Annotated in this window: 10 protein-coding genes; 2 read left to right on the plus strand and 8 right to left on the minus strand. The window is 74.4% G+C overall.

Annotation, left to right across the window (positions count from 1 at the left end; genetic code table 11):
* Nucleotides 1-5: 5 nt before the first annotated feature.
* Both QSK52_RS09420 and QSK52_RS09425 read right to left on the minus strand, forming a co-directional pair.
* Nucleotides 6-1196, minus strand: a complete 1191-nt coding sequence (locus QSK52_RS09420) for a GDSL-type esterase/lipase family protein (protein ID WP_285735481.1) — start codon at nucleotides 1194-1196, stop codon at nucleotides 6-8.
* Nucleotides 1197-1279: 83 nt separating this feature from the next.
* Nucleotides 1280-1900 carry a TetR/AcrR family transcriptional regulator gene (locus QSK52_RS09425; RefSeq protein ID WP_285735482.1) on the minus strand — a complete coding sequence of 207 codons (621 nt, stop codon included), beginning with the start codon at nucleotides 1898-1900 and terminating at the stop codon, nucleotides 1280-1282.
* 198 nt (nucleotides 1901-2098) lie between these two features.
* Between QSK52_RS09425 and QSK52_RS09430 the strand changes: the two genes are divergently transcribed.
* Complete coding sequence (locus tag QSK52_RS09430) at nucleotides 2099-2983, plus strand: hypothetical protein (RefSeq protein WP_285735483.1); 885 nt, start codon at nucleotides 2099-2101, stop codon at nucleotides 2981-2983.
* 20 nt (nucleotides 2984-3003) lie between these two features.
* Nucleotides 3004-3780, plus strand: coding sequence for a hypothetical protein (locus QSK52_RS09435; protein ID WP_285735484.1), 777 nt, complete (start codon nucleotides 3004-3006; stop codon nucleotides 3778-3780).
* Nucleotides 3781-3846: 66 nt separating this feature from the next.
* On the opposite strand, the gene QSK52_RS09440 is transcribed toward QSK52_RS09435, so the two are convergent.
* From QSK52_RS09440 to QSK52_RS09465, 6 genes are all read right to left on the minus strand, one after another.
* On the minus strand, nucleotides 3847-4923 hold the full coding sequence (locus QSK52_RS09440; protein ID WP_285735485.1) for a zinc-binding dehydrogenase: 1077 nt from the start codon (nucleotides 4921-4923) through the stop codon (nucleotides 3847-3849).
* Nucleotides 4908-6419 carry an aldehyde dehydrogenase gene (locus QSK52_RS09445; RefSeq protein ID WP_285735486.1) on the minus strand — a complete coding sequence of 504 codons (1512 nt, stop codon included), beginning with the start codon at nucleotides 6417-6419 and terminating at the stop codon, nucleotides 4908-4910. The genes QSK52_RS09440 and QSK52_RS09445 overlap by 16 nt, the downstream gene beginning before the upstream one ends.
* A gap of 105 nt (nucleotides 6420-6524) precedes the next feature.
* Nucleotides 6525-10565 (minus strand): tetratricopeptide repeat-containing protein, encoded by a 4041-nt coding sequence (locus QSK52_RS09450; RefSeq protein ID WP_285735487.1) that lies wholly within the window; start codon nucleotides 10563-10565, stop codon nucleotides 6525-6527.
* Between the two features lie 2 nt (nucleotides 10566-10567).
* On the minus strand, nucleotides 10568-11041 hold the full coding sequence (locus tag QSK52_RS09455; protein WP_285735488.1) for a hypothetical protein: 474 nt from the start codon (nucleotides 11039-11041) through the stop codon (nucleotides 10568-10570).
* A gap of 325 nt (nucleotides 11042-11366) precedes the next feature.
* Nucleotides 11367-11558 carry a hypothetical protein gene (locus QSK52_RS09460; protein WP_285735489.1) on the minus strand — a complete coding sequence of 64 codons (192 nt, stop codon included), beginning with the start codon at nucleotides 11556-11558 and terminating at the stop codon, nucleotides 11367-11369.
* Between the two features lie 270 nt (nucleotides 11559-11828).
* Complete coding sequence (locus tag QSK52_RS09465) at nucleotides 11829-12554, minus strand: CBM20 domain-containing protein (RefSeq protein WP_285735490.1); 726 nt, start codon at nucleotides 12552-12554, stop codon at nucleotides 11829-11831.
* Between the last annotated feature and the right edge of the window lie 277 nt (nucleotides 12555-12831).

The raw sequence follows: 12831 nt of genomic DNA on the forward strand, positions 1-12831 counted from the left end.
GGCGGTCAGCCGCTGGTCGCCGCCGGTTCCACCGCCGCCAGCTCCATCTCCGCGGGTCCGCGGCCGGGGGTGTTGATGCAGCGGCGGTCGCCGGTGGGCTGCTCCAGGTGGAGGCTCAGGCAGGCGCCGAGGGCCTGCTGGCCGAAGGCGTCGGGGTGCAGCGACTCCTGGAGCTGGCCCTGGCCCAGGCCGGAGGTCAGGAAGCGCACCCACTCGCTGCTCCGCCCGGAGGGCGGGTGCTGGAGGTCGGCCTGCCGGGTGCCCTTGGCGCAGACCTCGCGGCCCTCGAAGGCCCGGGAGAGGTCGAGGAACTCGGCCCCGGCCTCGTGCGCGGCCTCGGCGACGGTGGCGCTGATCTGCGGGACGAGGTCGTCGTGCGCCCAGGTGAGGTCCTGGTCGAAGAACGGGCAGCCGCCCTCGCTGAGCCGGTCGTACTTCTCCCCGGGGTAGCGGACCCGGTCGGCGCTGGGCAGCGGGGACGGGTAGGACTGCAGGACCAGCCGGTAGGAGCCGTCCCGGTGCCCGGCCCGCTTCAGGGCGGTCTTCACGTCGGCGAGCGTCTCGACCACGGCCGTCCGCACGCCGGGCAGCCGGTCCTTGACCTGCTGCTCGGCGTCGGGCGCGCAGGGGGAGCCGCCGTAGGGCTTGACGAACTGCTTCGTGCACTCGGCGATGATGTCGGAGAACCCGAGGTCGTTGCCGCCGATCGACACCACCACGGCGCGCACCGGCTGCCCGGTCACCGCCTTCTGCAGCTGTTCGGCCTGCGAGGGTTCGCCCTTGAACGGCTTGCCGCCGTGCTCCGGGAGCTTGACGGCGCTCGACGTCGCCCCGGAGCAGGCCAGGTTGAGCTTGCGGACGTCCAGCGTGAGGGACTGCACCTCGGCGACGTCGGAGCGGTTGCAGCCGTCCTCGTAGGAGGCGCCGTACACGTCCTCCGGGTGGCTCTCGTCGGTCTCCGGGTCGTACGCCCGGTCGGTGCCGGACCAGCCGTTCGCCGACTCGTTGCTGTTGCCGAACCAGCGGCCCGCCTCGCCGGAGATGAAGCTGTCGCCCAGCGACACCACCCACGGCGCGTCGGCCGCGGGCTCCCGGGGGTCGGTGGCGGGGGCGGGGGCGAAGCCGGTCACGCCCGCGACGCAGACGGCGGCGGCCAGTGCGGCCAGCCCCTTGCGGCTGTACGAAGAAGAGGTCATGCCGACGGTGTCGGCAACCGCCCGCCGCGGGGTTACCAGCGGCGGCCCGTTCGCATCCGAATGGACCAGCGGGGGTGGTGCGTTCAGGCGACCGGGCGGAACAGCAGCAGCAGCCGCTCGCGGACGGTCTCCCACTCGGCGGCGAGGTCGTGCCCGCCGGCCGAGGAGATCAGCAGCAGTCCGCGCATCGCCTGCAGCGCGGTCAGCAGCGAGGCGCCGAACTCGGGGGAGTCGGCGGCCGGGCCGGAGACGGTCCGCACCGCGGCCATCAGCTCGTTCTCCAGCCGCCGTTCGAACTCCCGTACCAGAGGCCGCAGTTCGGGGTCGTGCCGGGTGCCGATCAGCAGCTCCAGGAACGCCTGGTAGTCCCGGGTGTTCATCAGCTGCCAGATCATCCCCAGGCCCTGCGCGGCCCGGTCCGGCTGCGGGGCCGCGGCCAGCTCCCGGGCCTGGGCCGGGGCCAGTCCGGCGTACGAGCGGGCCAGGTGGTCGGTGACGGCCTCGATCAGCGCGTTCTTGGTCGGGAAGTGGTGCACCAGCCGCCCCCGGCTCACCCCCGCCGCCTCGCCGACCGCCAGCGTCGAGAACCCGGCGTACCCGTGGTCGCACAGCACGTCCACCGCCGCCCGCAGCAGCAGTTCCCTGGTCTCCAGCGCGCGTTGCTGGACGCGGCGCTGCCGGGCGTCGTCGGTCGGTGCGGGCATGTCCGGAATCCTACCCGTGCGCCGGTCGGGAGGGCCCCGGCCGCCCCGCCGCCGCCCGCCGCCGGAACCCGACTGAGCGTCACTGATCCTCCCCGGGAAGGGAGTTCAGGAGATTTCAGTCCTCCGACCGGTCCGGTGGGGGCGGGTGGCTGGATAGGGTCGCCGTGGCAGTCAGGGCGCCGGTTCGAAGGAGGGGACGTGGGGGCGAACATCGCTTCCGTGCGGCGGGTCGCGGTCGAGGTCGGGATCGGCGTGCCCGGCCTCCTGGCCTTCGTGCTGCCGATCGTCGACGCGTGCACGAACTTCCAGCTCCTGCCCGGCACGTTCGACTCGGGGCAGGCGTCGCTCTGCGTGCTGGGCGCGGTCGCGATGTGCCTGGCCGTGATGTCGCGCGCCGTCAGCCGGATCAACGGCATCGACGAGAAGGTGGCCGCCCTGGTCGAGGGCCGCAGCCGGGCGGGCAACCTCCGGGAGAGCGGGCTGGTGACGGCCCACCCCGTGCTCCCGGCGGAGCTGTTCAAGGAGTACGTGGGCGCCGCGCGCTCCGAGGTGACGATCCTGCAGACCTGGATCCCCGACTTCGCCGAGCACTTCCGGGAGCCGGTCCGGGCGGCGCTGACCAGGGGCGTACCGGTGCGGATCCTGCTGCTGCTGCCGAACTCGCCGGTGGTCGGCCTCCGGGAGCGCTCGCTCGGCGAGTCCGAGCAGCACAAGGTCAAGCTGGAGGTCCGGATCAACCTGGAGGTGCTGTCCGCACTCTGGCAGGACCTGGACGGGCCCGCCCGGGCCCGGCTGCAGGTGCGGATGTACGACACCCTCCCCTCGGTCGCCGTGTACCGGGCGGACGACCACTACCTGATCAGCTCCTTCCTGCACGGCAAGAAGGCGGTCATGTGCACCCAGAGCGAGGTCCGGGGCGACGACACGCTGATCGGCCGGGAGGTCCGCAACGAGTTCGAGGCGATCTGGGGCAACCCGGCGCTCTCGGAGCCGGTGGAGTTCCCGGACGGCTGGAAGGACCGGATCGCCCGACCGCTCCCGGCCCAGGCCCCGGGCTCCGGTGCCGCGGACGAGAACCGATGAACCCCCAGGAAGGTACGACCGTGCACGATGTGGACCAGTTCGAGGACGCGCTCGTCGAGCGCTTCCGCCGGCACCCCGTCCTGGCGCAGGTCGCCGGGCTCGCCGAGGCCGACTTCGCCGAACTCCTGCTCCAGCGCCGCTTCCTCTCCCTCGCCTTCACCCCGGTCTACGACCTGGCGATCGACCTGCTCCAGGACGAGCAGGGGCGGCGCATCGCCCGGGTGATCCTCCGCGAGGAGTACCCGGGCCGGTCGGGGCGGGTCCCCTCGCACCGCGAGGACATGACCGAGGACCTGCGCAGGCTCGGCATCGGCAACGAGCGGATCGCGGCCTCCCGGCCGACCGCCGCCACCCTGGACGCGGTCGACGCGACCTTCGCGCTGGTCGCGGACGCGGGCGGGCGGCCGGACAGCGACCTGCGGATCCTGACGGTGCTGCGGTTCTGGGGCGAGGTGCTGGTCTCCGTCGAGTACACCCGCCTGTGGGAGCGGATGGCGCGGCGGCTGACCACCGAGGGGGAGAACCGCTCGGTCTTCTACCACCCGCACCTGCTCCACGACGCGAAGACCGCCCCGCTGGCCGGGCTCTCGACGGAGCCCGGCACCCACGCCGACGCGCTGGCCGCCCGGGTGGCCGCCCTGCTGGTCGACGAGCGCTCCGCCGCGGTCTTCGCGGAGCTGGAGGAGCGGGCCTACCGGATCAAGGCGGGGTTCTACGACCAGTTCCGCCCGGCCCTCGACCGCGCGGGCCTGATGGACCCGGTGGAACCGGCGGCCTCCGCGCGTCCGGGGAGCTGACCGGACGGGGAGGCCCGTGCCCCCGGCGCCCGCTCAGGAGGCGCCGGGGGCACGGGCGTCGGCGGGTCAGACGGTCAGCGCGATCCGCAGCGCCTCGCCGCTGCGCATCAGGCCGAGCGCCTCGTTGATCCCGGTCAGCGGCAGCCGGTGGGTGATCAGCCGCTCCAGGTCGAGCCGCCCGGTGCGGACCAGCTCGGCGATCCGGGCGTAGGTGCGGGTGACGGTGTCGCCGCCGTAGAACGAGGGCAGCACCCGCTTCTCGCCCGCGGACAGCTCCCACATGCTGATCGGGAACCCGTCCTCGGCACCGCCGACGCCGACCAGCACCACGTTGCCGCCGCGCCGGGTGGCGTCGTACGCGGAGCGGAAGGTCGCCGGGCGGCCGACCGCCTCGATGACGTGGTCGAAGCCCAGGCCGCCGGTGGCCTCGGCGACCGCGTCGGTCAGCGCCTCGGGGGCCACGGCGGCCGTCGCGCCGAAGGACAGCGCCCAGTCCCGGCGGGCCGCGACCGGGTCGACGGCGACGATGTGCGAGGCCCCGGCGGCCTTCGCGCCGAGGATCGCGCTGATGCCGACGCCGCCGCAGCCGATCACCGCGACGCTCTCGCCCGGCCGCACGTCCGCGGTGTTGAACACCGCGCCGACGCCGGTGGTGACGCCGCAGCCGATCAGGGCGGCCGCGTCGTAGGAGACGCCGTCGGGGACGGGGCTGGCGAAGGCGGCGTTCAGCACCACCTCCTGGGCGAAGGTGCCCGCGCCCATGAAGCGGAAGAAGTCCTGTCCGCCGGAGCGGAACGCGGGCGTCGTCATCGCGGCGTTGCCGCTCTGGCACAGCTGCCCCTGGCCGCGCACGCACCAGGCGCACGCGCCGCAGGACGGCCGCCAGTTGACGATGACCCGGTCGCCGGGGCGGACGTGGGTGACGCCCTCGCCGACCTCCAGCACCTCGCCCGCGCCCTCGTGGCCCAGCACCAGCGGCATCGGCGCGGGGATGGTGCCGTTCATGCCCGACAGGTCGGAGTGGCACAGGCTGGTCGCCCGGACGGCGACCCGCACGGTGCCGGGGCCGAAGCCGATCGCCTCGACGTCGTCGCGGACCTCCAGCTCGGTGGCGCCCGGGGCGGTGATCATTGCAGCCAACATGGTGGGTACTCCCAGGAAGTGGTGAGGGGCCAGACGGTGACGGGCAGGGCGACGGTCTTGTGCTCCAGGTACTCGCCCAGGCCCTCGGCGCCGAACTCCCGGCCCACGCCGGAGTTCTTGTAGCCGCCGAACGGGCCGCGCAGGTCGATGGTGAAGCCGTTCACGGTGTACGTGCCGGTGCGGATCCGGCGGGCCACCTCGACGCCGTGCGCGACGCCCTCCTCGGTGCGGGCGGTGAACACCGCACCGGACAGGCCGAAGTCGGAGTCGTTGGCGATCCGCACCGCCTCGTCCTCGTCCTCGTACCGGATCAGGCAGACCACCGGGCCGAAGATCTCCTCGCGGGCGATCCGCATCCCGTTGGTGACCTCGCCGAACAGGGTGGGCTGCACGTAGGCGCCCGCCTCCAGCCCGGCCGGGACGCCGCCGCCGACCAGCAGTTCCGCGCCCTCCTCCCGGCCGATCCGGACGTAGTCCAGGTTGCGCTGCTGCTGGCGCTTGGACACCAGCGGGCCGACCTGGGTCTCCGGGTCCTGCGGGTCGCCGACCCGCAGCCCGCCGAACACCGCGGTCAGCGCGGCGGCGAACTCCTCGTACCGGGAGGCGGGCAGCAGGATCCGGGTCAGCGCGACGCAGGCCTGCCCGTTGTTCAGCAGCGACCCGGCGGCCAGGGCCGCGACGGTGGTCGGCAGGTCGGCGTCCGGCAGCACGATGCCCGCCGACTTGCCGCCCAGCTCCAGCGTCACCCGGGCCAGGTGCTGCGCGGCGGAGGCCATCACCTGGCGCCCGGCGGCCACCGAGCCGGTGAACGAGACCTTGTCCACGCCCGGGTGCGCCACCAGGTAGGAGCTGGTCTCCCGGTCGGCGGGCAGCACGCTCAGCACGCCCTCCGGCAGCCCGGCCTCCGCGCACACCTCGGCCAGCAGGTAGGCGTCCAGCGGCGTCTCCGGGCTCGGCTTCAGCACCACCGTGCAGCCCGCGGCCAGGGCCGGGGCGAGCTTCGCGGCGGTGACGAACTGCGGGACGTTCCACGGCACCACCGCGGCCACCACGCCGACCGGCTCGCGCAGCACCAGCAGCGGCTGCCGCAGGCCCTCGCGCCGCTCCTCGAACGGGAACTCCCGGGCGGCCGCCGCCACCAGCCCGTACTGGACGGCCGCCGCCGCGGCCTGGTTGGTCACGCTGAACGAGGCCGGGGAGCCGTTCTGCGCGCTGATCACCCGGGCGAACTCGTCCTGGCGCGCCAGCATCAGCGCCTGGATCCGCTCCAGCACCGCGAGGCGCTCCGCCAGCGGCAGCCGCGGCCACGGCCCGTGGTCGAACGCCTCCCGGGCGGCGGCCACCGCCCGGTCCACGTCCTGCGGGGTGGCGTGCGGGACGCGGCCGATCAGCGTTCCGTCGTGCGGCGAGACGACCTCGATGGTGTCGGTTCCGGCGGGGGTCTCCCACCGTCCGCCGATGAAAAGGGTGCCGTGTACGGCGGGGGCCTCGGTCATGGCCGGCTCCTTCTGCTCTGCGATGACCCCTTAAACGTGCACAGCTGACTTTTTAGAGTCCGGGGGTGGGCCCTTCCGCGCCGCCGAGCCGCCCAGCCGCTCGCGCTACCGGGGGCCGGAACCGGGGGCGTTGAGCGCGAGCCAGGAACGGAGGGCGGCTGCTTCCGTCCGCCTCCCCAGGGTGCGCAGGACGTCCTCCTGCAGCCGCAGGACGTCGCAGCGCGAGGCGTGGAACCGTGCGGGCTCGGTCGCCGCGAGCCTGCGGTGGATCGTCGCCGCCTCCATGACCGCCCGCAGCGCTCCGGGAAGATCCCGCCCCGCCAGCCGACGGACCAGCGCGGAGGCGGTGAGCGCGTCGGCCAGGTCGGGTTCGCGGCCGACCGGGTCCCGGTCGGCCATCCGGCGCCGGACCTCCACCGTCTCGTCGGTGACGGCGATCGCCTCCTCCCAGCGCTGCGCCGCCACCAGCGTCCCGCCCAGGTCGTTCAGCGAACCGGCGAGGCCGGAGTCGTGGGCGGTCGGGTTCCGGCCGACCGTCCGGCGCCGGACCTCCACCGCCTCCCCGAGGGCGGCGACGGCCTCCTCCCAGCGCCCCGCTGCCCGCAGGCGCGTGCCGAGGGCGGTCAGCAAGGTGACGAAGTCGTACGCGTGGGCGGTCGGGTGGGCCGCCACGAACGGGCGGTAGACGTCGGCCGCCTCCCGGCTGAGGGCGAAACCCTCTTCCGGGCGGCCCGTCCTCCCCAGAGCCGTTCCGAGGTTGGACAGGGCGCGGGCGAGGTCCGGTCCGTGGGCGCCGGGGTTGTCCGCCGCCAGCTGCCGCCGGATCGACACCGCCTCCCGGGTCACGGTGACGGACTCCTCCCACCGCTCCGCCCCCGCCAGCAGCGAGCCGAGGTTGGCCAGCGAGGTGGCGAGGCCGGGCCGGTGGGCGGCCGGGAGGTCGGCGGCCAGCCGCCGCCGGATGTCCACGCCCTCCAGGGCGACGGCGAGCGCCTCCTCCGTCCGGCCCAGGTTCGAGAGCATGACACCGAGGTTGGACAGGGTGCGGGCGAGGTCCGGTGCGTGGGCGGCGGTGTTCTGGGTGGCCAGGTGACGCCGGATCTCCAGCGCCTCCTCGGCGGCCTCCAGCGCGTCGAACCACCGCCACCCCGCGGACAGGACCTTTCCGAGGTTGGTCAGGGAGTCGGCGAGGGCGGGCAGGTGGGCGGCGGGGTTCTCGGCGGCCAGGCGGCGCCGGATCTCCAGCGCCTCCTCGGTGAGAGCGAGGGCCTCCTCCAACCGGTCCAGGTCGCACAGCGCGCCACCGAGGTCGGACAGCGATTCGGCGAGGGCGGGCAGGTGGGCGGCGGGGTTCTCGGCGGCCAGGCGGCGCCGGATCTCCAGCGCCTCCTCGGTGAGAGCGAGGGCCTCCTCCGGGCGCCCCGCCTCCGACAGCCAGGAAGCGAGGGCGGCCAGGGAGCGGGCCAGGTACGGTGCGTGGGCGGCGGGGTTCTCGGCGGCCAGGCGGCGCCGGATCTCCAGCGCCTCCTCGGTGGGGGCGAGGGCCTCCCTCCACCGGCCCGCCTCGGACAGGGTCGTGCCGAGGTTCTTCAGCGCGGCGGCGAAGCCCGGTTCGTGGACGGCCGGGCGCCCGGCCACCAGCCGGCGGTAGACGTCGACCGCCTCCGCGGCGGGGGAGAGGGCCTCGTCCGGCCGTTCCGCCCCCGACAGCCGGGAGCCGAAGTTGTTCAGTGCGCGGGCGAGCTCCGGTTCGTGGACGGCGGGATCGTCCGCGGCCAGCCGGCGGTAGACGTCGACCGCCTCCGCGGCGGGGGAGAGGGCCTCGTCGCGACGGCCCACCTCTGCCAGCAGGACGCAGACGTTGGCCAGGGCGCGGGCGAACTCCGGTTCGTAGGCCGCCGGATGGCGGGCCGCCAACCGGCGGTAGATGCCGACCGCCTCCTCGGTGGCGGCCACCGCCTCCTCCTGCCGTCCCAGTTTCCACAGGTCGGCGCCGAGGGAGACCAGGGCCAGCGCGAGGTCCGGTTCCCGGGCGGCCGGGCTGTCCGTCGCCAGCCGGCGGTGGACGGACAGCGCCTCCGTCCCCGCGGCCAGGGCCTCCTCGAACCGTCCCTGCGCCCACAGCCGGTTCGAGAGGTTGGTCAGTGAGGCGGCGAGGTCCGGTTCGTGGGCGGCCGGGTCGACCGCCGAGAGGCAGCGCCAGATCCGCACGCTCTCCTCCGCGACGGCCGTGCCCTCCTCGCCCCGCCCCACCGCCTTCAGCCGGACACCGAGCGCGGACAGCGCCCAGGCGAGCTTCGCCGCGTGGGCGTTCGGGGCGTCGCCCGCGAGCCGGCGCCAGAGCTGCACGCCTTCCCGGGTGACGGACAGGGCCTCGTCCGGCTGTCCCACCGCCTCCAGCCGCATGCCGAGATTGGTCAGCCCCAGGGCCAGGTCGGCGTCGTACCCGAGCCCGGTCGAGGCGAGCTCCCGCCAGATCCGCACCGCCTCCCGGCCGTTGGCGAGGGCGTCGTGGTACAGACCGGCGCGCCCCTGACGGATCGCCAGCCCGTTGTGGATGCTCGCCCGGGCGGCCGGGGAACGGGTGGTGGCCAGGCGGTGGGCCGCCAGGCGGGCGGCCACCGCGGCGATGCCGACGTCGAGGTCGGTGTGGCGCTCCTCGGGGAACTCGAACTCGACGGCCTCCAGGACCGCGAGGTCGAGGCTCTCCAGCGAGGCCAGGCGGGTCAGGGCGGCGCTGCCCGCGGCCAGGGCGAGGCGGGGGTGGTCGCGCAGAATCGGGTCGAGGTGCCGGTCGACCACGTGGGGCCAGCGGTGGGCCGCCTCGATCAGGACCGTCAGCGCCTGGCGGGTGCAGCCCGCCGGTTCTCCACCCCGACGGCCGGGCGCCAGCAGCGCGGCGGGCGCGGCGACGCTCCAGGGGTCCGTGGCGTGGTAGCCGAACTCCTCCTCGTGGCCGGGCAGGGTGAGCGCGAGGTAGTCCTCCCCGAGGCGGTCGGGGGCGAGCGGGTCCAGCAGCAGGGCCTGATCGGCCGACGGGTAGCACCGGGAGTGGTCCTCGGCCAACTGCGCCCCGGCGGCGGTGTCGACGGCGGCACCCGTCCGCACCAGGGCGGCCGCGGCGTCGGCGGGGACCAGGGAACCCGCGAGGGTGGCCACGTACACCGCCCGGCCCATCGGGCCCGGGCCGCTGCGCAGCGGGCCCCGGCCCTCGTCGTGGAAGGAGCGCCAGTGGTCGTGCTCCCGGTCCAGCAGGTACGAGGAGAGGCCGGCCAGGCCGCGGCCGAACGGGGGCGCGCAGCCGCGGGCGGCGGCGTCCACGTCGACCAGGGCACGCATGTGGACGGTGAGGGTGAGGGCGTACGCGGGCGCGTCGAGGTCCTCGGGGACGCCGATCCCGGACGGGTCCGGGTGGGCGAGGACCTCGGCGAAGCGGTCCCGGGCCGCGGTGTACACGGCGGCCCGGGCGCCGGGAGCGTCGGGGAGCCCTCCCAGCTGCAGCGCTTCGACGTCGAGGACGTCGAGCTTGGTCAGCTGGTGGGCCAGCCCCTGCCACCAACTGCCGGCCTGACGCGACAGCAGCAGGATGCGCAGCCGGTCGCGGGCCGCGTCCCGGTGCTGGCGCACCAAGGTGATCAGGTCCTCCAGGGGCCAGCGCTCGGCGTAGTCCACCACCATGACCAGCCCCGGAGCGCGCACCGTCAGGGACTGGTCGTCGCCGCCGGCCGAGGCGACCTCGCTGCGGTGCCGGGCCAGCGCGACCGCCCAGCCGGCCTCGGCCGAGCGCGCGGCGAACTCGGCCGCCAGCCGCGTCTTGCCCGACCCGCCCTCGGCGTGCACCAGCCGCACCGACAGCCCCGGCACCGCCTCGTCCCGCCAGGACTCCAGGGGCGCCAACTCCGGCCTGGGCAGGAAGGGCACCACCTGGTGACGGGCCGTCAGCAGGCGGCTGGGCACCCGCGCCAGCCCGGGCGGCAGCGCGGCCGGGGCCGCGAGCGGGAAGGGCTCCACCCGGTACGGCGGGGTGCCGCGGTAGATGTAGTTGTACTGGTCCCCGTGCTGCACGGCGTACACCCGGCCGCCGTCGGTCGCCGTGATGCTCTGCGCATACACCGCGCCCTTGTCCGGGCCCGCGGGCGTGCCCACGGTCAGCCCGTCCTCTCCTCGGTGCCGGTGCCGGTGCCGGTGCCGGTGCGGGGCCCGGGGGAGTCCATGTAGTAGACGTGCTGAGTGCCGTGCTGCAGTGCGGTAACGACTCCGTGGCCGTTGGCGGTGTTGTTCTGCACCCACTGCTGCTGGGCCTCCGGCAGCGCCGCCCGCATCGAGTCCAACTGCTCCTGCAGCTCCTCGACCGCTTCGGGATGCGCGGCCAGGAACTCCTCCAGCTCCAACTGCCACTGCCCGCGTACCATTTCGCGGGCGCGGTCGGCGTCCCGCCCCCGGGAGACCAGCTCTGCACTGCTCTCCAGGCGGGCCTCGATGGCGGCGCGCGGCTCGGGGCCGCGGCGGTGGAGAAGCGTCGAGACGCGGTCCCGGACGGTCTCCCAGGCGTCCGTGGCCATCGCCGCCACGATCGTCGTCGCACCTGACATCGCCAGGGCCATGATCTCCTGCTGTGTCACGAAGACCCTCTCGAACGTTCGAACGCCGGGTCGGGCGGGCCGGTGGGGCGGGCGCGCAGCGGGCCCCTCCGGCGATCACCCTCCGCGGCCGGATCCTGCAGAACGGAGCCGGACCAGGATCGCCGAATCCGGGAACGGGGTCCGTTCGGTCGGGGTGCTTGTGACACATTCGTTGCAGTGCGCCGTTCTCCCGCGGAACGGGTCGAGCCCCTGGCAGGACGCTCGACCGCCGGACGGTCGGCACCGCGCAGCAGAGCGGCCGTTCGGGGCCTCCCCGCCGTGCAGGGCGCCGACCGCCGCAGGGGATCGGCGGTGCGGGCCCCTCTCAGCCGACCGCGCGGGGCTGAAGTGCCTGCGAGCACTGCGGGTTGTGGCACGGGCCCGCCTGCCAGCGGTCGAGGCTGCGCCCGTTGTCGTCCACGGCGGTACCGGCGTGGACGGCCTCGACTCCGGCGTGGCAGTGCGGGCAGACCAGGTCCTTCGGCTTGTGGCCGCTGGTGCCGATCTCCTCCGTCACCGTGTCCTCTCTTCTCTCCTGTGCGCGGGTGCAGGGCGGGCGCCGGTCCTCGCGCGCCCTCCGCGTTGCGTGATCCCCGCCGCGAGCCCCTCGCTGGTCACCCGGGTGCACGGCCGCCGGACCGCCGACGCTCCCGCCGGATCGGCCGTCCGGGCACACCGCCTCGCGGCATATGACGCTGCGGAGGGGAGGGGGCATCTCGTGCTGAAACACCGGGGCCGCCCTCCGCACCTTCAACGGGCGGTCGGGCGGCCGGTCGGTGGCTCGGTGCTACGGGCGCCAGGTGTCGGTGGCGGTGAAGGTGCCGGTGGGCGGGGTGGTCGTGGTGCGGTTGGCGCCGCTCTCCCAGACCACGCTGCCGTCCGGGTTCTTGATCAGGTACTTGTACGCGATCGGGGTGCTGGGCGGCAGCTGCAGGGCGGCGGTCCAGGTCGGGTAGCTGCCGGAGCCGGTGGTCAGCGGGACGGCCTTCGCCGGGTTCCAGCCGCCGAGTTCGGCCAGGTCGCCGACCAGGTAGACGTTCTGCCCGTAGGCGGTGGTGGCGGTGACGCGGAAGGTCGCGGCGACCGGCGCGCCGTTGCTGACGTTCCAGCGGTCGTTGATCGCGGTGACGGTGGTCGTCGAGTCGGTCACCGAGCGGTTGGGGATGCTCTCCCAGGTCACGGCCCCGGTGCTGCTGCGGATCAGGAACTTGTACTGCGCGGTGGTGCCCTGGATGATCTGGATGTAGCCGGTCCAGGACGGGTACGTCTGCGCGGTGGTGGTCAGCGGGACGGCCTTCGCCGGATCCCAGTTGCCCAACTGCGCGGTGTTCCCGCTGATCAGGACGGTGTCGCCCGGGCTGGTCACGGCGGAGACCGTGACCGAGAGGGTCGCCTCGGCGGTGGCCGCGCCGGCCGGTGCGGCGGCGCCGAACAGTCCGGTCAGCAGGGCGGCCACGAGCAGCAGCGGACGCCACCAGGCGGTGGCCGTGGTGCGGGGCGGTGCGGTGGTCATGGGTCTTCCCGTCTCTTCTCCGTCGGTGCTGACGCGGTGTCAGCACCCGTTGATCACAACACGAAATCAACGGAAGACCAGCGGCTACCGCCCGATTGGCATCAGGTTCAGGTCATCATTCGAGCCTCGCCGCCCCTTTGCCTTCAAGAAGTGGAGGGAGTGCCTTCAGGTCGACCGGCCAGCGGGGCGGCGGCCGGATTGACACCGCGGACATCTGCCGGTGTTCCCGGCGACATCCGAACGTCATGAAAACCCTTGCTGCAAGATGGCGAAAAAC

The organism is Kitasatospora phosalacinea (assembly GCF_030268885.1).
In the GTDB taxonomy this organism is placed as follows: domain Bacteria; phylum Actinomycetota; class Actinomycetes; order Streptomycetales; family Streptomycetaceae; genus Kitasatospora; species Kitasatospora phosalacinea_C.